The following is a 25,043-nucleotide window of genomic DNA, read 5'->3' as shown; positions in this document are numbered from 1 at the left end:
ATACGAAACGGATTAAGGCAAAATTAAAAATGAGCCCGGTACAATACCGGACTCATTTGGATCAAGCTGCCTAATGAAATAACCGTGTCTAACTTTTAGGGGTCACTTCAATTCAGCTCTTTTTTTATCTAGTTAATGAATAAATTAGTTGAAATCGTAATGAGTAGAATAACCTTTTAACGTTTAAAAAATTTCACGATTAGCTCCCCTTAGGTTATTAAAAAGGGTATATTTAAAGGGAAAGGAAAAGAACAGCTAGACATACTGTTTAAAGTGAATTAGTAATAAAGTCAAAATACATAGTAAGGGTAGCAGCATTTTAGAGTAGATAATAGATTTTCCTAGAACAAACTGAGACGATTATGAATTTTTTAATTAGTAAGGAAGTGGTTAGGTGAGTTTATTAACGTATACTGAAGAATTTTTTAATTATGTAAGAGAGTTTTTACTTTTAAGATTTTTACTATTTGCTTTCGTTCTAATCATTATTTCATTTGTCATAAACCGCATTATTGATTGGTTTTTTAGGAAATCAAGCTTTTTTGATGAAGAGGTAGAGCAAACGATTCAAAGTGTGATTCGATCTATTTTTAGATATATCATTATCATTAGTCTAATCATATATTTAATTAGCCAATTTGTAGATATAAAAAGTATCATTGCAGGCGCAGGGATAGCGGGGGTTGTTATCGGTTTTGCTGCACAACAGATGCTGAAAGATGTTATATTAGGCTTTGCGAGATTAGCGGACAAAGAGTTTCGTGTTGGCGATTTTGTTACTTTTAACGGAACAAACTCAGGAACGATTGAGGAAATTAGTATTCGTTTTATGCAAATTCGTGAATGGTCAGGAAAACTCCTTACCATACCACACGGAGAGATTAGAACGATACAAAATTTTAATAAAGGCTGGATGCGCGTAATTGAACGAATTACGGTAAGTTATCAGGAAGATCCGACAAGAGTTAAGGAATTGTTAGAGGAAGTTTGTGTGAACTGTAATGAAAAATTGGCCTCAAGTCTTTATAAAGTAGAGGATGAAGCTGTTGAACCTTTTAAATATGTAGGTGTTACAGATTTAAATCCGAATCTGAAATACGTTGGATATGAATTTTGTATTACAGGTTTAATAAAGCCAGAAGATTATTTTGAAACTTCTAGACAAGTAAGATTTGAATTAATGTCTATATTTCATAAGAATCGAGTACAAATGCCAGCAGCAAATATGGTCGTTACTACTGAAAGTTTACAGCATACCCATAGCGGACAATCTGTATCGGACAGCTAAAGTAGAATAGTTTGGTAACGGAAATGCTGTTTTCAACATTGGATAGAAAAATAATAATAAAATGATCGATATAAACAAAGAGCTGAAGAAATTCAGTTCTTTTTAATTTGTAGAATTTAGAAATTTCTTAATGTTATAATGATAGATGGTGATGAAAATGAACTTTGAAGAAAAAGAGATACATCGTTTAGAGGCATTAAAAGCAATTGCTGAATTATTAAATGAAGCAACAGACTTACAAGACATGTTGGAAAAAGTGTTACATACATTGTTACAAGTTATGAATTTGCAAACAGGCTGGATCTTTTTTATTGATGAAAGTGGAAAGCACCGTATGCTTGTGGATGAAAACTTACCGCCAGCTCTTACGTGGCAAGAGAAGAAGCCGATGTGTGAAGGAGATTGTTGGTGTGTAGAGCGTTTTGTGAATGGAAGATTGGAAAAAGCGACAAATATTATTGAATGTAAGCGAATAGAGGATGCGATTGAATGTAATTGGGGAGATACCGAAAATGTTACGCACCATGCGACAATTCCCCTTAGGTCTGGATCGGAGAAGTTTGGTCTATTAAATGTCGCCTCTCCTCAAAAAACACATTTTTCAGAGGAAGAATTAGCATTATTAGAATCGATTGCATTTCAAATAGGAACAACTATACAACGTATTCAATTAGTAGAGAAAGAACGTAAATATGTAGTTGTAGCAGAACGAAATCGACTTGCACGTGATTTACATGATTCAGTAAAACAATTGTTATTTTCTATCATGTTAACCGCAAAAGGTACGCAAAATATGACGCAAGATAGAGACTTGCAAGAGATGTTGAGCTATATTGGAGAATTATCACAGGAAGCATTACAAGAGATGACACTCTTGATTTGGCAATTAAGACCGGAAGGATTAGAGAAAGGGTTAGCTGAAGCAATTAAAAATTACGGAAAGTTGTTAGGAATTCACGTGGAAGTTCGAATTGATGGAATGGTTTCAATTGGTGATGAAATAGAAGAAGTTTTATGGCGTATTAGTCAAGAAGCGATACATAATTGTAAAAAACATGCTTCGTGTGAAAAGGTACATGTTCTTTTAAAAATAGAAGATAACCAGTTATATTTTTGCATAGAGGATAACGGAATAGGATTTATACAAGATCAGGTACGAGAGTCAGCACTCGGTTTAAAAAGTATGAAGGAACGTATTCAGTTAATGAAGGGATCATTTCAAATAAAAACGGAGCTGAAAAAAGGTACGAAAATTGAAATTCAATTGCCAGTTTGAAGGGGAGAAGAAGGTTGAAAATTAAATTACTACTAGTTGAGGATCATCATATCGTTCGAAGAGGACTTGGATTCTTTTTGAAAACGAGAGAAGAATTTGAAATTGTTGGGGAAGCAGAAAATGGAGAAGATGCGTTAACATTCGTCCAAACAAAAAGGCCAGATGTAGTATTAATGGATCTATCAATGCCGAAGATGGATGGCATCGAAGCAACAAAACGAATAAAACAATATGATGAAACGATAAAGATACTAATATTAAGCAGTTTTTCAGAGCAAGATTATGTTTTACCAGCACTTGAAGCCGGAGCAGATGGTTATCAATTAAAAGAAGTACAACCTGAGCAACTTGTAGCTTCTATTATTGCAGTACATGAAGGAAATACGAATTTTCATCCGAAAGTAACACCAGCACTATTAGGACGATCAGTAGTCAAGAAAGAAAAAGAAAACCCTTTTTCTATGTTAACGAAAAGAGAACAAGAAGTACTTCGTGAAATTGCGCAAGGGCGAAGCAATAAAGAAATTGCAGCAGTGCTTCATATTACAGAACAAACTGTAAAAACACATGTTTCAAATGTTTTAGCTAAATTGGAAGTAGATGATCGTACGCAAGCTGCATTATATGCGGTGAAATATGGGGTTATTTAGGAGGAGTGTATGAAAGTAAGGACTACATTACAGCGGTACATGTCAAGTTTGTCTGAGGCTAGTTATTTTAATGGTACGGTACTGATTGCAAAAAATGATGAAATATTGTTAAGTGAAGCATTTGGAACAGCGAATTTCACATTTAACATTCCTCATACTATTGATACAAAATTTCGAATTGGTTCATTAACGAAAGGGTTTACCAGTACAGCAATTTTACAATTAGAAGAACGTGGATTGCTCTCGGTAGAAGACTCAATTTCAAAATATATAGAGGGATTCTCTTATGGAGAAGATGTTACAATTCACCACCTATTAACTCACACATCGGGTATTTCAAATTTTACAAGTTGGCCTAATTATTGGTCGGATATAATGAGAAAATCTGTATCTAAAGAAGACATTGTGCATGTATTAAAGACGTACCCGTTAGAGTTTAAACCAGGTGAGAGATATAGTTATACAAATTCTGGTTATATTTTATTAACAATTATAATCGAAAAGATTACTGGTTTATCATATAAAGAATATATACATAAATATATATGTCAACCACTTCAAATGCATAATACCGGATGTGAGGATGAGGGTAGAGAAATAGTAGAATCTTTATCAACAGGATATACGATATTTGGAGATATAAAACAAACTGAACATATTGATATGTCATTTCCATTAGGGGCATATGGAATGTATTCGACAGTTAAAGATTTGTTTAAATGGCATAAAGCATTGCGTAGTAGAGAGGTGATTTCAGAAAGTTCACTTCAAAAAATGTTTACTGCATATTCGGATCATTATGGATATGGTTGGGCTATTGAACAAGAAGAATATATTTCTACTAGTCATTTTGGTGATATAAATGGTTTTGTGAATTATTTGATTCGATATGAAAAAGATAATGTTTGTATTATTGTACTAAGTAATATAAATATTACACCGGTCATAGAGATTGCAAATAACATAGCTAAGATTATAAATGGGGAAGAGATTCAGATGCCGAGACCTATAAAGGTGTATGAGGTGAATTTTTTCGATAAATTAAAATGTGTGGGGAAATATATAACAGAAAACAATGAAGTAATTCAAGTTATAGAAAAACAAAATAAACTCTATGTTATAGTGCCGAAACGTTATGGTGTATTGTATAAACTTGAGCTGTATCTTTGTTCTTTTCAAGAGGAAGTTGCAATGTTTCGAACGAAATACGTTGATGAAAAAATAAAAATAAATACAAAAACAGGATCATTATCTTTTGAAGATGTTACGAAAAAATGCATAAAAGCTAATAAAATATATAGTGAAGCTGAATAAAGGTTTTTCTTCTTTCAATAATTAGGTACAATAAAGTGAAACTTTAATCAGTGGAGGGGCTATTCCCCACTGATTATTAGCGCATACCAATTGTGTTTTTACGGGATAAAGCTACGATGGAGGGAGAAGATATGCTATGCCTGGTACAAGAAGTGGGATTGGAAAGATTCAAGCTTCGTTAAACGGTTTATCACCGAAATTGCGAAGTATTGCTGAACATATTTTAAAACATCCACAAGATGTTGTACATAAATCTATTACTGAATTAGCAGAAGTTACGAATAGTTCCGAGGCTACGATATTTCGCTTATGTAAACACCTTGGTTTGCAAGGGTTCCAAGATTTAAAGATTACATTAGCTCGTGAAATTGTCCATACACCGATGCAAAATATTCATGAAGAAGTATCAGCAGAAGACAGTATGGTAACTGTTGCTAAAAAAGTTTTTCATTCACATATTACAGGACTACAAGATACATTGCATTTGTTAAATGATACGGCATTAGAGCAAGCTGTAAAAGCTTTGCAAGAAGCAAATCGAATCGAGTTTTACGGAAATGGTGGTTCTGGTATTATTGCGATGGATGCATATCATAAATTTATGAGAACGGGTATTTCATGTATTGCTCATACTGATTCGCATTTTCAAATTATGGGAGCAGGTTTACTCTCGAAAAATTCAGTTGTTATCGGCATTTCTCATTCTGGTAGCAATAAAGGGTTACTGGAAGCGTTAGAAGTAGCGAAAGCAAGAGGAGCTAAAATTATTGCGATTACGAGCTATCAGAAATCGGCATTAAGTCAACTGGCTGATATTACATTATACACTTCAACACGTGAAACGGAATTCCGCACAGAAGCAAGTTCATCAAGATTAGCGCAGTTAAGTTTATTAGATACTTTGTACGTTGGGTTATCGTTACAACGCCAAGAAGAAACGTTGCAAAATTTACAAAGTATCCGTGAAACAATTTCGATGAAACGAATATAAAAAAGAGGCTGTCCCAAAAGGTGCTTTTTAGCCAAAATCGAATAAAAAGTGAAAGGCAGAAATGTTGATTTTATAACGTTTCTGCCTTTTCAATTTCATGTGATCTTACTTCGAAAGAGACTTATGAGACAGCCCCTTTTTTATTAGTGAATAGTTTATTTATTTTCTTGTAGAAATATGTGACTTACTTATAGCCAGTGATGACTCTCATTTAAAAAAATAAAAAACGATTTATACAACAATTCAAACATTGTTCATAATTTCACAATTTGTTTTTGAAGTGTCATGTTATGATGAACATGTAATAATGATTGAACACTTAAACTTGGCACAATGATTAGCCAAACTAGTGAAGACAGAAGTTATGAGATGAACTCATGAAAAATTCTAAAACACTAAAGGGGAGATCACATATGAAAGCAGTAGTAGTTAATAAAAATAGTAAAGCAAACATTGAAATTATTGAAAAGGAATTACGTCCGTTACACTCAGGTGAAGCGCTAGTAGATGTAGAGTATTGTGGAGTTTGTCATACTGATTTACACGTTGCAAATCATGATTTTGGAAACACAGATGGCCGTATTCTTGGTCATGAGGGTATAGGTATTGTGACGAAAATTGCTGATGATGTTACTTCACTAAAGGTGGGGGACCGTGTAAGTATTGCATGGATGTTCCAATCTTGTGGGCGTTGTGAATATTGCGTAACGGGTAGAGAAACATTTTGCCGTGAAGTGAAGAATGCTGGTTATTCAGTAGATGGTGGTATGGCTGAACAATGTATTGTTACAGCAGATTATGCGGTGAAAGTACCAGAAGGATTAGATCCTGCTCAAGCATCATCCATTACATGTGCGGGTGTAACTACATATAAAGCTATAAAAGTATCGGATATTAAACCTGGCCAACCTATCGTCATCTATGGTTGTGGTGGATTAGGTAACCTAGCTATTCAATATGCTAAAAACGTATTTGGTGCAAAGGTAATTGCAGTAGATATTAATGACGATAAATTAGCCTTAGCAAAAGAGGTTGGCGCTGATATGACTATCAATCCAATTTCTCAAGGTCCTGCTGATAAGATTGTTCAAGAAGAGTTTGGTGGTGCTTATGCAGCTGTAGTAACAGCCGTTTCTAAAGTAGCATTCAACTCAGCAGTAGATGCGGTACGTGCTTGTGGTAAAGTCGTTGCAGTAGGTTTACCAGTGGAAACGATGGATTTAAACATTCCACGACTTGTACTAGATGGAATTGAAGTAGTTGGTTCTTTAGTCGGTACTCGTAAAGACTTAGAAGAGGCATTCATGTTCGGTGCAGAAGGAAAAGTAGTGCCGGTCGTTCAAACTTGTTCTCTAGATAAAGTACAACATGTATTCGAAGAAATGGAACAAGGTAGAATTCAAGGACGTATGGTAATCGATTTTAAACACAATAATTGTGATTGCAATTCACTTTAAATATAACAAGTATGAGTCTAGCTAAAGACATGTAAAAAAGTTAGGCGACAGAAAGAAGATGATCCCTGTTAAATGCAGGGATCATCTTCTTTGCATTTCACTACTATCAATATCGAGTAATGGGAAAGGATTAAAGGTTCACTTTATCTACAAACGAAAAAGAATCTTTACCTTTAACAAATTTTTTACGATCTGGAACGCTTTGAATTGCTACAACTTGCGTATCTCTTGCTTTCAGTGCATCTTGAATCCCGATTGTCATAAGCTTAATAAATAGAATCGTAATAAAGAATGAAGCAAGGGTGTAAAAAATAATCCACCATGAAAGATTCATTTCATTACGATTTAATCCAATAAGTCCTGCCCAATCATTAGATAGAGAAACAGGTTTCAGCACTCCGTCATAGAGTTCCCGCATTTGTATCCCGCCAATTACAATGTTAAGCAACGCTAAATGGATAACGAGTATGAGTGTTTGGACGATATGTTCCATAAATAATACAAATAAGCGGTCAAGTAATAAGACTCGTAAGTGTTTTTTCATAATATGAAAACGGCTAGCACCCAATAATTGTGAACTTAAAATGTAATCTCGTTTCATAAATTCATCAACCTCTGAGGATATATATAAAGAAAGTGTAGGCAGAGCGACGAAAATAAGTACGAGTACTTGATAAAACGTAAATGAAATATTTGGATTTAACCCATCAGCATTTGATGTGATTACAATATTAACGGGTGTGATGAGTATGAATGCGATAAATAAAGTTGGAATATAATAAAAAACTTCTGAGCATGCCTGGAAAAATCTCTTGAGTTTTGGAGCAAATAAACTTAAGAGGATTCCTATACATGTTCCGCATAAAATTCGAAAGAAGCTAATTGCCACGGCTAATAAAATAGTGAATTTTGCTCCTTCTATAATTTGTAAGAAAACAGACTCACCAAAACGATCAGATCCAAAAGGCGGAATTAACGATGGTGGAAAGGGGGCCTTTCCAAGTAATTCGTTATTGTCATTGTAAAGTAACTGTGGAGGTTTTGGGATGTTATCTTTAAAGAACCAACTATAAATAAAACTAGCTGAAATAAGTATGAATAAATAAGTGAAACCGATTAAAAAGCGTTTTGATTTCCAAATAGATTTCATAATGCTACTCCTTTCAAGTGCTTGTGCCATCTATTCATCATGAATGAGATTATTTGAAAAATAGTATAAAACGGTAAAATAATCATGACCAGTATGATAAATGCAGCGGGAGGTGAAATAAACGCCTTATTAAATAAAAATTGAATAATGCCATCCATATTAAAAACAAATTCTAAAATGAATAAATTAGAAAGTAAGAAAACAAAAATCGTTTTTAAATGGTGGAAGAAGTGGATAGATATATTTTTGAATAAATGAATGCGTAGTATATAACTTGATGAAAGGCCTTTTCCATAGGCAACTTCTACATAAGCTTTTCCATGTTCTTCTTTTATGTATAACACCATCATCCGAAACATTTGTAATGTAGGTAAGACCGCTAAAGATAAAATAGGGAGTAAATAAGCTCGATTTTCATTAAAAGAAATAATGGTGACAGGAGTTTCCCCGAATTTCTTAAGTAACCATATGAAAAATATTTGCAAACAAATCATCATCATCATATCAGGGACAGCTTCTAATATGAACACAATTCGATTTACCCATTTTTTTATATAATCTTTTGCTAAAAAATAAAAAAATGCCATGCTAGCTGATAGAAAGAGCGCAAGTAAAAAGGCTAAAAATAATACAGTAAATGAATATAGGTAAGGTTCTAAAACGGTTGGGAATAAGGGTGTTTTTTTGAAACTACCAAATTTCGGGTCTGATCCTATAACCACTAATGATTCAGGGGAGAAAACATCCTTTAACATAGTAACAATCTGATTAAAAAAAAGAATTGGTTGAAAGGTAAATCCGTTTTGAGTGATAAATAAATAAGGTAAATTTAATAATAGTAACAGTGATAAAAAAATGGATGAAAGCTTAATTGTGAATTGAGATATTTTATGTAACATTAAATCCCTCCGACATCTTTTTACAACATTATACAATAAAGTTTGAAATATTGTTTTATTTTTCTGAAAAATAAAAATATTATTAGGTTTTATCCTTTTCGGCAAGAAAACTCCATCTAATTTGTGTTATGGGTGAAACCCAACAATTTAGGTGAGATTGTTTCTTCTTTTAGGTTATGTGTGGGGAATTTAAAAAACTCCTAGGGATCAATGAATACCTAGGAGGGCACCTGCGTCATATAACAAATTTACAATTATGTTGTGTTTTTGTTTGAAATGCATATTGTTTCATATACATTGTAATCAATATATTTAAGTTTATAAGAGTTATACTTTTATCTAAACTCGTAACCAAAATAACCACTAAATCCAAATAGTACTATTGCGGCTGATTTAGATATCCATTTAATTAAGATTGGATTTAGAAAAATTCTAGTAAAATGAACAAAGCCTAAAAGATACCAACAGCTATTATGATAAATGTAGATGTACTTGCATTATCTAATGAAGAGACTAGAACCAGACCGAAGACCCCTATCCAAAATACAATATTAGCCGGTGATAGAGCAATCATAAAAGTTCTTCTATTTTATTCAATTACTATTCTTTTCAATTGTTTCAACAAAAAACAAGATTGTGGTGATTCTTTACATTACTTCTAGCGAGTTACAAAAGTATCTCTTTGTTGAAGTTCATTGCTTAAAACCCCATAAGATCCTTTACATGTTTAGCGTTCTGTTTAGATGTTAGTTTTTCAAGTAATAAAAATGCAACATCAAAAGCTGTACCTGGATTTGAAGATGTAATAATATTTCCATCTTGAACAATTAAATCATTTTGTACTTTTGCACCGAAATTCTTTAACTGCTCTTTTCGTTTACTCGTTGGATGACTGTATGTGGTAGCTTTTTTACCTATAAGAATTCCACTTTTACCAAGTGCTAATGATGCAACACAAATACTTGCAATAGGTTTCTGTTTGACATGAAAATGTTGAATAACATGTAAGAATTCTTTACTGTATGCATCCCGATAAAAACCAGCTTCTTCAAACCCTCCTGGAATAGCTAGTGCATCAAACTCATCCAATTGAATATTATCAACCGTTTTTTCGGGTATGATAGTAAAATTCCAAGTACAAGTTAATTTATCCCGAAGACCAACTGTTATGACCTCGGTTGACCCGTCTCCCTCCCACTTATTCCAACCTAGTACGTCTGTAAATACACTAGCTTCTACTGCTTCAAATCCGTCAGCTAATAATAATAAAATCTTTTTCATATAGTAAATCGCCTCCTAATATCCTTATTTTATATGGATATAAAAAGCTGATGAATAAGTTAAATAAGGATATTTAATTGTTTGGCTTTATTATGTAAAGAATTTAGATTATTATATTTTATAAAAAAAGGTTGGGTACTTTATGGATCAAATTGATAAAAAAATCTTAGGGTTATTACAGTCAAATGCAAAAATTTCAATGAAGGATTTAGCTGAAGTAGTTCACTTATCTTCTCCGTCAGTAACTGAGCGAGTAAGAAAGCTAGAGGCGCAACAAATTATTGAAGGTTACCATGCACATATTTCCCTAAAAAAAATTAACCGCCCAATTTCGGCACTTATTCTGTTTAAATCAACGAATTGTAAAGCGTTATCTAACTTTTGTTATAATCATCCGGATGTAATTGAGTGTTACAGAGTAGCGGGGGAAATTAGCTATATTGTCAAATTAGCAACTGATTCTGTAGAAAGTTTAGAACAATTTATTGATGATTCAATGCAATATGGTACGCCATCAACAAATATTGTATTATCTTCTCATGAAAAAAAAGTAATCGCTCCCTTTATTAGTGAAAAATAAAAATACATGCCTAATCAATTAACTATTACTTCCTTAATGTTTTTTTTGAAAATAGCCCTTATTTTTCGGACTTGTATAAAAAATAAGGGTCTCTAATCATTTTTCTTATATTGTTTTTCAACACCTTTTTCATGCAAATGAGTAAAAAGTAAAGTTTGGAAGGACTATGTATGAATGTGTTGTTAATGAAAGAAAAATAGTGTGTTGCGTAACGAATATAACGTAACTTTACCGCCGGGGGGGAATTTAAATTTAGTATGTAAGTGAAATGTCATGAGGGGAATTATATTTTATTATGAAAAAAATTTTCTTTTTAAAACTTGATTAAAGAAAAAATATTTTATATACTAATTCATGTAAACGGTTTACTAGATCATATTTTGCTAGAAACGAAGGGAAGATTCGCATGGAAACAAGGGGGAGAGTAATCGGGATTGATATCGGTACCACAAGTACAAAAACGGTTGTGTTCACAGAAAAAGGAAAAGTCGTTGCATCACATGCAGTAGATTATCCAATTATTCAACCGAACGTCGGATGGGCTGAGCAAGATCCCGATGTAATATGTGCTGCTGTTTATAAAACTGTAAGCGTTGCCATAGAAAAAAGTGACGTGTTACCAGAAGATATTTCTTCAATTGGTATTAGTACAGCAATGCACGCATTAATTGCAGTAGATGAAAAGGGTGTGCCGTTAACGCGCTCTATCATTTGGGCAGATAATCGTAGTACGAAACAAGCGGAAAAATTATTACAACATATGAATGGACATGAAATTTATAGACGTACAGGTACACCAATTCATCCAATGTCGCCACTATCTAAATTACTATGGATGAAAGAAGAGGAACCAAAATTATATAAAAGTGCTTATAAATTTATTTCTATTAAAGAGTATGTTATTTACCAATTGTTTTCACGCTACGTAGTTGATTATTCTATTGCTTCTGCTACAGGGTTATTCAATTTAGAAACGTTAAATTGGGATGTTGATGTGCTGGAAATGTTAAATATTTCTTCAGAACAATTATCAACCCCAGTACCAACTACATATATTTTATCGGGTATGAAACCGGAATTAGCACAAAAGATGGGTATTCGTGAAGATACTCCAGTTGTTATTGGTGCAAGTGATGGTGTTCTTGCGAATGTAGGCGTTGGGGCCATATCGCCTGGATCAGCTGCAATTACGATTGGAACAAGTGGTGCAGTTCGAACAATTTCATCTAATGTTAATACAGATGAAAAAGGAAGAACGTTTTGTTATGCATTAACAGACGAGCACTGGGTGATTGGCGGACCAACGAATAATGGTGGCATATTACTGAGATGGTTACGTGATGAATTTGGTAGCCCAGAACAAGAAGTTGCAAGAAAACTTGGCATTGATCCGTATGATTTATTAATTAAATATGCGGAAAGTGTACCAGCTGGAGCAGGTGGATTGCTATTTTTACCTTTCTTATCTGGAGAACGTGCACCTTACTGGAATGCAAATGCTCGTGGTACATTCTTCGGAATTAATCTTCAGCATAAACGAGAACATTTTATTCGTGCAGTCATGGAAGGGGTTTGTATGAGCGTATATTCTGTTGCACTCGCAATCAGGGATTGTACAGGGCCACTTACTGAAATACGCGTTTCAGGAGGATTTGCGAAATCTGCATTTTGGAGACAAATGTTATCCGATATGATGGGAAAAGAATTGCTTGTTCCTGAAAGTCATGAAGCATCTGCGCTTGGGGCAGCGGCAGTTGCTTTATATGCTGTAGGAAAAATTGATTCTCTTGAAGAGGTTAAGGATTGGATTGATATTGTTCATCACCATGTACCGAATAAAGAAAATACGGCTATATATTTAGAAATGTTTTATATGTATGAACGACTTTATAATCGCTTGAAAGAAGAATTTGATTGTATAGCTGCTTTCCAACGTAAACAATAGGGGGATTGGGAGAAATGGTAGTTGGAATCGTACTAGCGGCAGTTGTCATACTACTTTTACTTATTACGGTAGTAAAATGGCATCCGTTTGTCGCGTTAATTTTAACAGCAATTGGTGTAGGGCTAGCAATGGGAATGCCATTGATTGGAACTTCACCAAAAGATCCAGGGATTATTGATTCTATTAAACTAGGGCTTGGTAATACGTTAGGGTTTTTAGCGATAGTTTTAGCATTAGGAACGATGCTTGGAAAAATGATGGCCGAATCTGGCGGTGCTGAACGAATTGCTAACACATTAATTGATCGTTTTGGGAAGAAACGTGTTCACTGGGCAATGATGTTTGTTGCATTTTTAGTAGGGATTCCGGTATTTTTCCAAGTTGGATTTGTACTACTAATTCCATTGGTATTTACAATTGCATTAGAAACAGGGGTATCACTTATTACAATCGGTATTCCACTAGTAGCAGGATTATCCGTTGTACACGGACTAGTGCCACCGCATCCAGCAGCGATGGCAGCGGTAGGTATTTTTAAAGCAGATGTAGGGAAGACAATTTTATATGCGTTAATTGTCGGACTTCCAACTGCAATTATTTCAGGTCCACTTTATGGAAAATGGATTGGTGCTCGTATACATAAGGAAGTACCATTAGATATAGCGGAGCAATTTGTTGAAAAAGATAATAAAAAAGAGCTTCCTAGCTTTGGAAATACATTGTTTACAATTTTACTTCCAGTATTTCTTATGCTTGGTGCATCAATAGCGGAAGTTGCATTAAATAAAACGAGTCAACTAGCACAAGTATTACACTTTATTGGAGATCCGATTGTCGCTTTATTAATTGCAACCATTTACTCTTTCTTTAGTCTTGGATATGCAAAAGGCTTCTCAAAAGATAAAGTATTACAATTTACAAATGATTGCCTTGGGCCAATTGCAAACATATTGTTAGTGATTGGTGCAGGCGGCGCATTTAATAAAGTATTATTAGATTCTGGAATTGGAACGACAATTGCAGATATGGCGAAAGAATCGCATATTTCACCAATATTATTAGGGTGGGGAATTGCGGCACTAATTCGAATCGCAACTGGATCGGCAACTGTTTCTATGATGACAGCAGCTGGTATTGTTGCACCGATTGCAGCAAGTACACCAGGTGTAAATGTTGAATTGTTAGCACTTGCAACTGGTGCAGGATCATTAATTTTATCACACGTGAATGATTCAGGATTTTGGATGATTAAAGAGTATTTCGGAATGACTGTGAAAGAAACGTTATTAACATGGACTGCAATGGAGACTATACTATCTGTAGTAGCACTTGGACTCATTTCGTTATTAAATATATTTGTATAGAATGGGAGATTGATTAATATGAAACTAGGTTTAATTGGATTAGGAAAAATGGGGTTCCCATTAGCGGAACATTTATATGAAGACAAGCATGAAGTAGTTGTATATGACGTAAATAAAGAACTTGTTGAAAAAGCGGATAAATTAGGTATCACTGCTCGCCATTCATTAAAAGAAATGATTGCTGAACTAGAAGCTCCTCGTACAATTTGGGTAATGGTACCTGCAGGGGAAGTAGTTGAGTCAGTATTAAAAGAAGTTTATCCATTATTAGAGGAAGGCGATATCGTTATTGAAGGCGGGAATTCATTCTATAAAGATACGTTACGCCGTGCTGAAGAAGCGAAAAGCTTTGGTTTACATTACGTAGATATCGGTACATCAGGAGGTGTAGAAGGAGCTAGATACGGTGCTTGCTTAATGGTTGGTGGAGAAAAAGAAATTTACGATCAATTAGAACCTTTATTTAAAGATTTAGCAGTAGAGAATGGGTATTCTTATGCTGGCCGTGTTGGTAGTGGTCATTTCTTAAAAATGGTTCATAACGGTATTGAGTACGGCATGATGCAAGCAATCGCTGAAGGATTTGAAGTGTTAGATAAAAGTGATTTTGATTTCAATTATGAAGATGTTGCAAAAGTATGGGCGAACGGATCAGTTATCCGTGGTTGGTTAATGGACTTAACTGAAAAAGCATTTGCAGAAGATCCGAAACTAGATGGCATTAAAGGTGTAATGAACTCTTCAGGAGAAGGAAAGTGGACTGTTGAAACTGCACTTGAACTGCAAGCTGCAGCACCAGTAATCGCAATGTCATTATTTATGCGTTACCGTTCTCAGGAAGATGATACATTCCACGGAAAAGTAGTTTCAGCCCTTCGTAATCAGTTCGGTGGACATGAGGTTGTGAAAAAATAGAGGATGATTTTTGAAAAGAAACTTGTGCATAAGCGCAAGTTTCTTTTTTATAGTTTAAGAAAAAGGGTGTAGCAATATAGCAGCAGACTTAAAGTTGCTTGGTAGTTGTACTAAAATGGGTGATTTGTCATCTAGCCAAATGTAATCCAACAAAATAAAACCTCCTCTTAGACTTTGAAATGTACGGATTCCCGCATTATGTTTTTTGTATTGATTGTATCAAGTATAAAGCGCTGCATGAAATATGTCCCAACATAAAAATAAGAATAAATAAAATGAAGTTTTCATAAATAGTAAAAGGATGGTTATGTAATCAGTGTAGCTAAGAAATGATGTTACATATGAAAAGAGCGTGTTAATAAAATATGAGGTGGTTAAATGGGAAATGAGCAAGTGAAGTCTGTAAAGGAAGAAAAAACGTTATGTCTTTGTATGATTGTTAAAAACGAGTCTAGGATTATGGAAAGATGTTTAAATGCTACGAAATCAATTGTAGATTTTGTTTCTATTTGTGATACTGGATCGACGGATAATACACCTGAAATTATTGAAAATTGGTGTAAGGAAAATGAGATACCTGGGACGGTTCATCATGAGCCGTTTCAAAACTTTGGTTATAACAGAAGCTTAGCTGTTTCGTTAGCGCAAAAAACATACCCAGAAGCAGATTATTTATTAATATTAGATGCGGATATGATTTTAGAGGTTGATCCGAATTTCGATAAAACGAGCTTAACGGAAGATCATTATCTTACATTGCAATATGATGTTCATATTAAATATTGGCTTACACGTCTGTTAAAAGCTTCTTTACCATGGAAATCTGTCGGTGTTACTCATGAGTATTGGGATATAGATCGTTCCAAAGTTGGAGAGAATTACAATACGAGAGTAGCTAGACTGGAGACGCTTGTCGTTAATGACCCTGGTGATGGTGGGAGTAAAGCGGATAAATTTGAAAGAGATGAGAGGCTGTTGTTACAAGGGTTGAGTGATCCAGAAACAACGCCAGATTTGCATATAAGATATTTATTTTATTTAGCCCAAACTTATTTTCATTTAAGTCAATTTGAAGATTCGATTAAATGGTATAAAAAACGAGTGGAAGCAGGAGGATGGGTTGAAGAGGTGTTCTATTCGTTGTTGCGAATAGGGTTTTGTTATGAACAATTAGCAAACCGTGCAGCAAATAAACAACATGAAGTAACAGAAGCAGATGAAATGGAAAATGCTAAGACGCAAGAAGAGCAATATTCAGCGCTAGCTATTTTTTATTTTCAAAAAGCGTGGGAATATAGACCAACTCGGGCTGAGCCATTATACCAACTTGCAAGAATGTATCGATTAAAATCTCAAAATAATATTGCTTTGATGTATGCCCTGCAAGGGAAGGAAATTCCTTTTCCAAAAGATGATCTTCTATTTGTAGATTATCATGTGTATGATTACTTATTTGACTATGAAATTTCTATAAGTGCATTTTATATACCACATAAAAAACATTTAGGTGCAGTATCACAAAAATTTTTGGAATCGAAAAAAGAAGAGCTACCGTTGCATATAGCAAATATGGTAGAAAGTAATGCGAAATTTTATTGAATACAATTTCGGTTAAAGGAGTAGTGGAGTAATAATGGAATTAATACGATGGGCGCTAGAGCTAGGAGAATCTGTGCATGGAAATACGTATGAAGAATTGTTGCCACTACTAGATTATTATTATGATCGTGATCATTTAAAAGCGTATTGTATCGCAAATCTTCTGTTAAACATGGACGTATCAGATGAACATCAGCAAAGAATCGAATTAAGAAGGTGCATTGCTGCTTATTATGCTGGACTATATAAAGTAGCAAAAAAACATGCGAAGGATCTTTTACTGAAATATCCGGATGTGGATTTATATAAGAATAATTTAAGGCTAATGGAAGCGTATTTGAATAAAGAATATGATTATTGTTTGTTTATATGCCCAAAGACGTATGGGAGTTTTATAGATGTTGCGCGAGCTTTGAAATGGCGATTGGAGCAAGAGGGAAATACAGCAATCATATCAGAAACAATACTCGAAAATGTGGGGAATACAATTGTTTTTGGAGCGCATACATATGCACATAGCCCACATCTCCTTCCGAAAAATGCAATTATTTATAATTTAGAACAGCTATATGAAGGAAGCCCTTATGCGCATCCTCTTTATTTAATGTTATTAAAAGATAAGGAAATTTGGGATTATAGTAAACAAAATATAGAATGGTTAAAACAAAGAGGAGTAGGAAAAGAAATAAAACATGTAGGCATGAACTATGCACCAACTTTAGAAATAAAAAAAGATGCATTTGATGAAGAATTAACTGAAGACATTGATATACTGTTTATAGGTGCTCTTAACCCAAGACGGCAAGCTATATTGGATCAATTAAAAGTCGTTGCCCCGAATTTAAATATTGTTTTTAAAAATAATGCGTGGGGAATTGTTAGAAATGAGTTAATTGCCAGATCTAAAATTATATTAAATATCCACTTTTACTTATCTGGTATTCTTGAAACTCCTCGAGTTTCTTATGCAGTGGCAAATAAGAAATTTATTATTTCGGAAAATAGCAACCCAGAGGACGAAATAGATTGGCCGGGAATTGTATTTACTCCGTATGAAAAAATAATAGAAAATATTATGAAATATGTAGAATTGCCAGAAGAACGTATCAAATTAGCAGAAAAAGCGTATAACCATTTTGAAGCTAAAAGAAGCAATGGCATACTGAGCAATAAAGAGAAAGAAAAGTAAATGTGAAAAACTCATACTTTCGTATGAGTTCTTTTTTCGTCTATCATACTATTTTATTAAGCTAGTTCCCTCTTTATATTGTGTTTTGTATAGAAATTTCTGATAATATATAAGTATAACTTGAAAACAAAGGGGAGAAATGATGATGAAACTAGTTGTTATTAACGGTACACCAAGAAAATTCGGTAGAACTCGTGTGGTGGCAAAATATATTGCTGACCAATTTGAAGGGGAGTTATTCGATTTAGCAGTAGAAGAACTACCTTTATATAATGGGGAAGAATCACAACGTGAATTAGAAGCGGTAAAAAAATTAAAGGCGTTAGTGAAAAATGCAGACGGCGTAGTGCTATGTACACCTGAATATCATAATGCAATGAGTGGGGCGTTGAAAAATTCGCTAGATTACTTAAGTAGTAGTGAATTTGTTCATAAACCTGTCGCATTACTTGCAGTTGCAGGAGGCGGTAAAGGTGGAATTAACGCATTAAACAGTATGCGTACTGTTGCTAGAGGGGTATACGCCAATGCTATCCCAAAACAAGTTGTGCTTGATGGACTTCATGTACAAGACGGTGAACTGGGAGAAGATGCAAAACCATTAATTCATGATTTAGTTAAAGAATTAAAAGCATATATGGGTGTATATAAAGAGGTGAAAAAGCAACTAGGGGTTGAGTGATATGTCATCTCTTTATAAAGATTCACGCTTGTATTTCATTCTAGGGGCCAATAGTCTATCAGCTATTGGTTCCGGTATTGTAATGATAACGATTCCATGGTTGATAATTAAAGAGAGTGGAGGAGAGACAACGTTTGGTTATGTTTCCATCATCTCAACACTGATTATGTTTTTGTTAACTCCGTTTATCGGGCAAAGTATTGATCGTTTTTCAAGAAAATCTTTATTATTATGTAATGAAGGTATTGGGATAGCCGTAATCGGAATAATGGCTATATGGGGATTTGCTGGGCAACCTTATCATTCTATTCATTATATTCTAATATATATAGCAGGATCATTTTACTATTTATTATTTTATCCTACAATATTTGCGTTCAACCAAGAGATATTTCAAGCAGAACATTATAAAAATTTAAGCGGAACAATGGAGATACAAGGACAGTTAACGCAAGTTATTTCAGGAGCCGCTGCTAGCTTCCTTATTGAAATCATTTCTTTAAGATGGATCTTGTTAGTAGATATGTTAACTTTTGCAGGTGCATTTTTCCTTTTCTTATGTATACCGTACGTAAAGAAAAAGGAAGTGAAAAGGAAAGTAACATTTAAGAAGCAATTGTTCGAAGGAATTCACTTTATGAAAAAATATCCTAAACTCTTTTGGTTCTTACTTGCTACTTATATGCCATTTATAGGTGTCATGATGGCAAATTATTTAATACCGGTTTATATTTCGGATATACTCAAAGCTAATGCCTCTGTATACGCAATAGAGGGCATGATGTACGGTGTCGGAGCGGTTGTTGCAGGGATCTGTATTCCACTCATAATGAAATATGTCAAAACAGAAGTTTCAATCGTTATGACGATGTGCATTTATGTAATTTCAATTACCGCAATGATTATTGAACCTTCCGTAATGTTGTTATATGGACTAGCGATTTTTCATGCGATTGGAAATGCGGGGACAAGAGTGGCGAGAAATGTATTGATGATGGAGGAAATCCCAAACGAAGTAATGGGACGTGTTGACAGCTTATTTCGATTAATTGGTACAGGAATAAGAATTGTATTATTAATGCTGTTTACAGCTGGTGTATCTAAAGCTGGGGTAATGCTGCCGTTTTACGTATTAAGCTGCATATTAATCTTCTCATTAGGTATCGCTATTTATTATGTACTATCACAACGTAAAGTAAGAACGAACATTTCTAATAAATCAATCATATAAAAAATACTTCTGCCTTCCTATCTTTTTCTATATAATTAAAAAAAAGGGAGTGCAAACGTATATATGAACAAATGGATATTACTTATAATCTTATTATTACCACCACTATACATTCTTTATATGACCTTTCGAATGAAGAAAGTTGCTCGTGAAAAGTTGAGCCATCACTCTCCGTACGTTCTTATATTAGGTGCAAAGTTATTTGGAGATAGACCGTCTTTATCTCTTCAAAACCGTTTGGATGTAGCATTGGAATATTTAGTTTCTCATCCTGAAGCGAAAGTAATTGTTTCAGGTGGTCAAGGAGAAGATGAAGATATACCGGAAGCTCATAGTATGAGGAACTATTTAATGGTACATGGTATAGATGAGAGTCGTATTTTAATAGAAGATCAATCTACAAATACGTATGAGAATTTAAAGTTTAGTATAGATTTATATGATGTGAAACATGCGGTAGTTGTAAGCAATACGTATCATTTATATAGAACGAAAATAATTGCGAAGCGTTTAGGCATGAGGATGGAGGCACTAGCTGCTGAAACGCCAATGCGCTCTAAGAGAAAAATGTATGTCCGTGAATATGCCGCTATAATGAAAACAATATTGTTAGACCGTTAGAGCTCAAGTGTGAGCTCTTTTTTTGTTGAATAATGCGTATCATTTGAAATGAATTCCATATTCCATCAAAATAAAGGAAACAACGATAAAGGAGTTGTATTTGTGATTCAGTTTAATCAAGTGTCAAAATCATATGAAGGTGGCACAAAAGCAGTGGATTCATTGCATTTAGAAATTAAAAAGGGAGAATTTTTTGTCCTTATTGGTCCGAGTGGTTGTGGGAAAACAACGACAATGAAAATGATTAATCGTTTAATTGAAACGACAGAAGGCTCAATCTTAATCGATGGAAAAGATATTCAAGAATACAATATTAATGAATTACGCTGGGATATAGGGTACGTGTTGCAGCAAATCGCTTTGTTTCCGCATATGACAATTGCTGAAAATATTGCAGTTGTTTCTGAAATGAGAAAGTGGAGCAAAGAAAAAATAAAAGCTCGTGTCGATGAGTTGCTCCAGATGGTCGGGCTAGATCCAGACGTATATCGCGATCGCATGCCTGATGAATTATCAGGTGGGCAAAAGCAGCGTATTGGTGTTGTACGGGCATTAGCCGCAAATCCGAAAATCGTTCTTATGGATGAACCATTTAGTGCGCTAGATCCATTAAGTAGAGAACAGCTTCAGAAGGATATCGTACAATTGCAAAAGAAGATTCAAAAAACAATTGTATTCGTAACACATGATATGCAAGAAGCATTATCACTTGGAGATCGCATTTGTATTATGAAAGAGGGAAAAATTGTTCAATTAGATACGCCAGAAGAAATTATACATAACCCAAAAAATGAATTTGTAGAAGAGTTCATTGGAAATCGTGGGCGACCTTGGTATGAGGGGAAAAGTATAGAAGATGTATTGCCACTTGATGAAAGTATGCGGATAGAAGGGGAAGCACTATCATTACATTCTTCTTTACAAGAAGCATTAGTTCGCCTGCGAGCTGATGAAGTCGTTCCAGTTGAAGAAAATGGTCGATATGTTGGAGCTTTAACAAGTCGTCATATTGTCAATTATATTGTTGAACAAATGAAGGAAAGAGGCTAAACAGTGACTGATTTTATACAAACGTTTCAAGAACGAAAAATAGAATTACTAACTGCATTAAGTGAGCATTTACAAATATCGCTTATTTCATTATTTTTTGCAGTAATTATTGCGGTACCGCTTGGCATTTTATTAACGAGAAAAGAACGAATGGCTGAGTTTATTATAGGAACTTCTGCAGTTATGCAGACGGTGCCATCACTTGCATTACTCGGATTATTAATTCCGTTAGTAGGAATCGGAAAACTGCCAGCCATTATTGCATTAGTTGTGTATGCACTATTACCTATTTTACGCAATACATATACAGGAATACGGGAGTTAGATGAATCTTTAATCGAAGCAGCGAAAGCTATGGGGATGAATAGCTGGAGAAGACTGTGGAAGGTAGAGCTTCCTCTTGCTTTACCAATTATTATGGCCGGTATTCGTACGGCAATGGTATTAATTGTTGGAACGGCTACATTAGCAGCACTTATAGGTGCTGGTGGGCTCGGTAAACTCATATTACTCGGTATCGATCGGAATGATCATGCACTTATCATTTTAGGGGCCGTACCAGCCGCGTTACTCGCTTTATTCTTTGATGTAGTACTTCGAGTGCTTGAGAGGCCAAAACGCTCGTCTAAGCGTGTTATATTGACGATATGTATTGTTTGTATAATGGTTGCTTCTCCATTTCTTTGGAATACAGAAAAGAAAGATATTGTTATTGCGGGCAAACTTGGATCAGAACCTGAAATTTTAATTCAAATGTATAAGCAACTTATCGAACAAGATACCGATTTACACGTACAATTAAAACCAGGTCTTGGAAAAACAGCATTTGTATTTGAAGCGTTAAAATCAGGAGAAGTAGATATATACCCTGAGTTTTCGGGAACAGCTTTATCTACTTTTGTGAAAGAAGAGCCAAAAAGTACAAATCGGGATGAAGTATATGAACAGGCTCGCGTTGGAATGGAACAGAAATATAATATGGTTATGTTGAAGCCGATGGAGTATAACAATACATATGCACTAGCTATGCCGAAAAAAATAGCAGATCAAAATAATATAAGTACAATTTCTGATTTAGGAAAAATTGCACAGAATGCGAAAGTAGGATTCACATTAGAATTTGCTGATCGTGAAGATGGTTATAAAGGAATGCGAAAATTATATAACTATAAGTTTTCAAATGTGAAAACGATGGAACCAAAATTACGTTACAGTGCAATTCAATCAGGGGATGTGAATGTAATTGATGCATACTCAACAGATAGTGAATTGGAACAATATGGACTTAAAGTGCTAAAAGATGATAAAGGATTATTTCCACCATACCAAGGTGCACCTTTATTAAGAAAAGAGACGTTACAAAAATATCCTGAACTTGAAAAAGTATTAAATAAATTATCTGGAAAGATTACAGATGAAGAAATGCGAAAAATGAATTATGAAGTAAATGTAAATGGTAAAAGTAGTGAAGAAGTAGCGAAACAATTTTTACAAAAAGAGAACTTACTTCGTTAAATTTACAAGAAATATACAAATTTATATGTATGAAATGACCGTTCATTACAAAATGAACGGTTTTTTTGTGCATACTTATACATTTTTTCAAAAAAGTATTCCATTTTTCTTCATTTTCTTTTAGAATAAGTAATGTTTTCCTGAAAAAATATAAGAGAAGCGTCTATTAGAGAAAAAGGTGACTTTAATAGTTGAACGAACATAACACCTAGAATGACAGATGGGGTGGTACAAATAGAAAAGAAGTTAGGTTTTTTTCCATTAATTGCATTAGTAGTTGGAACAATGGTTGGTGGCGGTGTTTTTAGTTTACCGCATGATTTAGCAGTAGGAGCAAATAGTGGCTCTATAATAATTGGCTGGTGTATTACAGCGATGGGAATGATTCCACTCGCGCTCGTATATCAAACGTTAGCAAGAAAAAAACCAGAGCTTGAGGGCGGAATTTATAGTTATGCACGTGCTGGTTTCGGTGAATATATTGGATTTAACAGTGCTTGGGGATACTGGCTAGCAGGAATTTTAGGAAACGTTGCAACAATCATGTTACTGTTTAGTACATTAGGCTATTTCTTCCCAATTTTTAAAGGTGGAAATAGTGTTGCGTCTATCGTAGGAGCATCACTTTTATTATGGACACTTCATTTTCTAATTTTATTTGGAATTCGTGAAGCATCTATTATGAATGTGATTGCAACAATAGGGAAATTGGTACCAATCGTATTATTTATTGTTGTAATGGTAACAGCGTTTCGCTGGGATACATTTACACATGATTTTTGGGGAGAAGGAACTATTTCAGTTTCCTCTATACTTGGTCAAGTGAAGAATACAATGCTTGTAACTCTTTGGGTTTTCATCGGGGTTGAAGGAGCGGTAGTATTATCTGGAAGAGCGAAAAATAGTCGAGACGTCGGTAAAGCGACAGTATTAGGACTTATTTTAGTAATGTCTATTTATATTTTAATTTCTGTCTTGTCAATGGGAGCGATGACAAGAGGAGAGCTTTCTGTTTTAGAAACGCCGTCAATGGGACATGTATTAGAACATGTTGTTGGGACGTGGGGCGCAGTAGCGATTAACATCGGGTTAGTTGCTTCACTTGTAGGTACATTAATAGGTTGGTTTTTACTTGTTTCTGAAATTTCCCATGTAGCAGGAAAAGATGGCGTGTTTCCGAAAGTCTTTACGAAAACAAATAAAAAACAAACGCCGCATATGGCATTATGGATCTCAAATGGCGTTGCCCAAGTTATATTTATAATCGTTCTGTTTTCAGAGTCAACATATCAAATTATGTATTTCATAGCGTCAACATCAATTTTAGTACCATATTTATTATCAGCGTTATTCCAATTCAAATTAGTGATTACAAATGAACTAAAAGATGCAAAAGTGAAAAATGGTTCGCTAGCTTTAATTGCTTCACTTTACTCTGTATGGCTTATTTATGCAGCTGGTTTGAAGAATTTATTGCTCGTCTCAATCGTATACGGAATTGGGATCATTGTTTATGTGTACGCAAGAAAAGAAAAAGGAAATCGTTGTTTTACTCGTATAGAGAGATATGTAATGTGGGCAATTGTTGTAGCAGCTGTTACATCTCTTTATATGTTATTGACTGGAAATATAAAAATGTAAAAGTCCTTTTCATTTAAAGGGCTTTTTTCTTTGTCTATAGAATATTTAATACATAAGATATTCAGGAGGGATGAAAATGGAAGGAAAAGAACAGTTGAACAGAATTGTTGATTTAGCGAGTGAAGTAAGGAAAGTGTTAGTGCAAGAATCTTTTTTTAATCATCATCCTGAACTGCGAGGAGTGATTGAAAATTTAGCGAGTGCGGTAGAGAATTTGGCGGAATTACAGCAACATAAAGATGAAAACGCTGAAGATCGTTTACGATATGTACTTGCTAAAATGAAAATTGCTCATAATGCCATCTTACAAGAGAAAAACGCATTTCCATCTCATTAATATACGATTTCATTTTGAACCTGGCGGATAACGTCAGGTTTTTTGTTTCTAGTTTTGCGTTTCTTTCA

The 25,043-nt window shown here is 34.4% G+C and carries 22 protein-coding genes and 2 pseudogenes; 19 read left to right on the top strand and 5 right to left on the bottom strand.

All coding sequences use genetic code 11. The features are described from left to right. Positions 1-394 precede the first annotated feature (394 nt). The 6 genes from ACTFRN_RS25980 to adhP all read left to right on the top strand — a co-directional run bounded on the left by ACTFRN_RS25980 (position 395) and on the right by adhP (position 6,976). Entirely contained in the window at positions 395-1,288 is an 894-nt protein-coding gene (locus ACTFRN_RS25980) for a mechanosensitive ion channel family protein (RefSeq protein WP_000055419.1), read from the top strand. Between the two features lie 178 nt (positions 1,289-1,466). Then, positions 1,467-2,564 (top strand): sensor histidine kinase, encoded by a 1,098-nt coding sequence (locus ACTFRN_RS25975; protein WP_170932386.1) that lies wholly within the window; start codon positions 1,467-1,469, stop codon positions 2,562-2,564. Positions 2,565-2,578: 14 nt separating this feature from the next. Continuing rightward, positions 2,579-3,214 carry a response regulator gene (locus ACTFRN_RS25970; RefSeq protein WP_000694618.1) on the top strand — a complete coding sequence of 212 codons (636 nt, stop codon included), beginning with the start codon at positions 2,579-2,581 and terminating at the stop codon, positions 3,212-3,214. A 9-nt stretch (positions 3,215-3,223) separates the two neighbouring features. Beyond that, positions 3,224-4,528 (top strand): serine hydrolase domain-containing protein, encoded by a 1,305-nt coding sequence (locus ACTFRN_RS25965; RefSeq protein ID WP_014893780.1) that lies wholly within the window; start codon positions 3,224-3,226, stop codon positions 4,526-4,528. 136 nt (positions 4,529-4,664) lie between these two features. Continuing rightward, a complete protein-coding gene (locus tag ACTFRN_RS25960) occupies positions 4,665-5,519 on the top strand; it encodes a MurR/RpiR family transcriptional regulator (protein WP_001119639.1) in 855 nt (284 codons plus the stop codon). Positions 5,520-5,932: 413 nt separating this feature from the next. Further along, positions 5,933-6,976, top strand: a complete 1,044-nt coding sequence (gene adhP, locus ACTFRN_RS25955) for an alcohol dehydrogenase AdhP (protein ID WP_000649103.1) — start codon at positions 5,933-5,935, stop codon at positions 6,974-6,976. A 130-nt stretch (positions 6,977-7,106) separates the two neighbouring features. On the opposite strand, the gene ACTFRN_RS25950 is transcribed toward adhP, so the two are convergent. The 4 genes and pseudogenes from ACTFRN_RS25950 to ACTFRN_RS25935 form a co-directional block, all read right to left on the bottom strand. Continuing rightward, positions 7,107-8,126: an ABC transporter permease gene (locus tag ACTFRN_RS25950; RefSeq protein ID WP_000836561.1), complete on the bottom strand. Its 1,020-nt coding sequence runs from the start codon at positions 8,124-8,126 to the stop codon at positions 7,107-7,109. Further along, positions 8,123-9,025 (bottom strand): ABC transporter permease subunit, encoded by a 903-nt coding sequence (locus ACTFRN_RS25945; protein ID WP_049112871.1) that lies wholly within the window; start codon positions 9,023-9,025, stop codon positions 8,123-8,125. Before ACTFRN_RS25945 ends, ACTFRN_RS25950 begins: the two co-directional genes overlap by 4 nt. A 335-nt stretch (positions 9,026-9,360) precedes the next feature. After that, positions 9,361-9,602 (bottom strand): annotated as a pseudogene (locus ACTFRN_RS25940) (LysE family translocator); the annotation flags it as partial. A gap of 122 nt (positions 9,603-9,724) precedes the next feature. Next, on the bottom strand, positions 9,725-10,306 hold the full coding sequence (locus tag ACTFRN_RS25935) for a DJ-1/PfpI family protein (RefSeq protein ID WP_000722332.1): 582 nt from the start codon (positions 10,304-10,306) through the stop codon (positions 9,725-9,727). 142 nt (positions 10,307-10,448) lie between these two features. On the opposite strand from ACTFRN_RS25935, the gene ACTFRN_RS25930 reads away from it, so the two are divergent. The 4 genes from ACTFRN_RS25930 to gnd all read left to right on the top strand — a co-directional run bounded on the left by ACTFRN_RS25930 (position 10,449) and on the right by gnd (position 15,110). Further along, the gene (locus tag ACTFRN_RS25930; protein WP_049112869.1) at positions 10,449-10,886 is read left to right on the top strand and encodes an Lrp/AsnC family transcriptional regulator; all 438 of its coding nucleotides are present in this window, start codon (positions 10,449-10,451) and stop codon (positions 10,884-10,886) included. A 406-nt stretch (positions 10,887-11,292) separates the two neighbouring features. Continuing rightward, positions 11,293-12,831 carry a gluconokinase gene (gene gntK, locus ACTFRN_RS25925; RefSeq protein WP_000450017.1) on the top strand — a complete coding sequence of 513 codons (1,539 nt, stop codon included), beginning with the start codon at positions 11,293-11,295 and terminating at the stop codon, positions 12,829-12,831. A gap of 14 nt (positions 12,832-12,845) precedes the next feature. Continuing rightward, positions 12,846-14,195, top strand: coding sequence for a GntP family permease (locus ACTFRN_RS25920; protein ID WP_000260196.1), 1,350 nt, complete (start codon positions 12,846-12,848; stop codon positions 14,193-14,195). A gap of 18 nt (positions 14,196-14,213) precedes the next feature. Continuing rightward, positions 14,214-15,110 (top strand): phosphogluconate dehydrogenase (NAD(+)-dependent, decarboxylating), encoded by an 897-nt coding sequence (gnd, locus tag ACTFRN_RS25915; RefSeq protein WP_000765989.1) that lies wholly within the window; start codon positions 14,214-14,216, stop codon positions 15,108-15,110. 60 nt (positions 15,111-15,170) lie between these two features. On the opposite strand, the pseudogene ACTFRN_RS25910 reads toward gnd, so the two are convergent. Next, a pseudogene (locus tag ACTFRN_RS25910) lies at positions 15,171-15,349 on the bottom strand (DUF2711 family protein); the annotation flags it as partial. Positions 15,350-15,488: 139 nt separating this feature from the next. Here ACTFRN_RS25910 and ACTFRN_RS25905 point away from each other — a divergent pair. From ACTFRN_RS25905 to ACTFRN_RS25865, 9 genes are all read left to right on the top strand, one after another. Continuing rightward, entirely contained in the window at positions 15,489-16,709 is a 1,221-nt protein-coding gene (locus tag ACTFRN_RS25905) for a tetratricopeptide repeat-containing glycosyltransferase (protein WP_000526234.1), read from the top strand. 34 nt (positions 16,710-16,743) lie between these two features. Continuing rightward, entirely contained in the window at positions 16,744-17,898 is a 1,155-nt protein-coding gene (locus tag ACTFRN_RS25900; RefSeq protein WP_041184531.1) for a hypothetical protein, read from the top strand. A 145-nt stretch (positions 17,899-18,043) separates the two neighbouring features. Continuing rightward, complete coding sequence (locus ACTFRN_RS25895; RefSeq protein ID WP_014893779.1) at positions 18,044-18,580, top strand: NADPH-dependent FMN reductase; 537 nt, start codon at positions 18,044-18,046, stop codon at positions 18,578-18,580. Between the two features lies 1 nt (position 18,581). Beyond that, on the top strand, positions 18,582-19,811 hold the full coding sequence (locus ACTFRN_RS25890; protein ID WP_000097174.1) for an MFS transporter: 1,230 nt from the start codon (positions 18,582-18,584) through the stop codon (positions 19,809-19,811). 63 nt (positions 19,812-19,874) lie between these two features. After that, complete coding sequence (locus ACTFRN_RS25885) at positions 19,875-20,432, top strand: YdcF family protein (RefSeq protein ID WP_001045793.1); 558 nt, start codon at positions 19,875-19,877, stop codon at positions 20,430-20,432. 102 nt (positions 20,433-20,534) lie between these two features. Continuing rightward, a complete protein-coding gene (locus ACTFRN_RS25880; RefSeq protein WP_000614104.1) occupies positions 20,535-21,482 on the top strand; it encodes an ABC transporter ATP-binding protein in 948 nt (315 codons plus the stop codon). A 3-nt stretch (positions 21,483-21,485) separates the two neighbouring features. Continuing rightward, positions 21,486-22,997, top strand: coding sequence for an ABC transporter permease/substrate-binding protein (locus ACTFRN_RS25875; RefSeq protein ID WP_000129130.1), 1,512 nt, complete (start codon positions 21,486-21,488; stop codon positions 22,995-22,997). Between the two features lie 213 nt (positions 22,998-23,210). Beyond that, on the top strand, positions 23,211-24,638 hold the full coding sequence (arcD, locus tag ACTFRN_RS25870) for an arginine-ornithine antiporter (protein WP_000129464.1): 1,428 nt from the start codon (positions 23,211-23,213) through the stop codon (positions 24,636-24,638). A 76-nt stretch (positions 24,639-24,714) separates the two neighbouring features. Further along, positions 24,715-24,975 (top strand): hypothetical protein, encoded by a 261-nt coding sequence (locus tag ACTFRN_RS25865; RefSeq protein ID WP_000398576.1) that lies wholly within the window; start codon positions 24,715-24,717, stop codon positions 24,973-24,975. Positions 24,976-25,043: the final 68 nt, after the last annotated feature.

Origin of the sequence: Bacillus cereus group sp. MYBK245-2, assembly GCF_051916145.1 — a bacterium.
GTDB lineage: Bacteria > Bacillota > Bacilli > Bacillales > Bacillaceae_G > Bacillus_A > Bacillus_A pacificus.
Note: the sequence above shows the minus strand (reverse complement) of the source record. Positions and strands in the feature narration are given on the sequence as shown.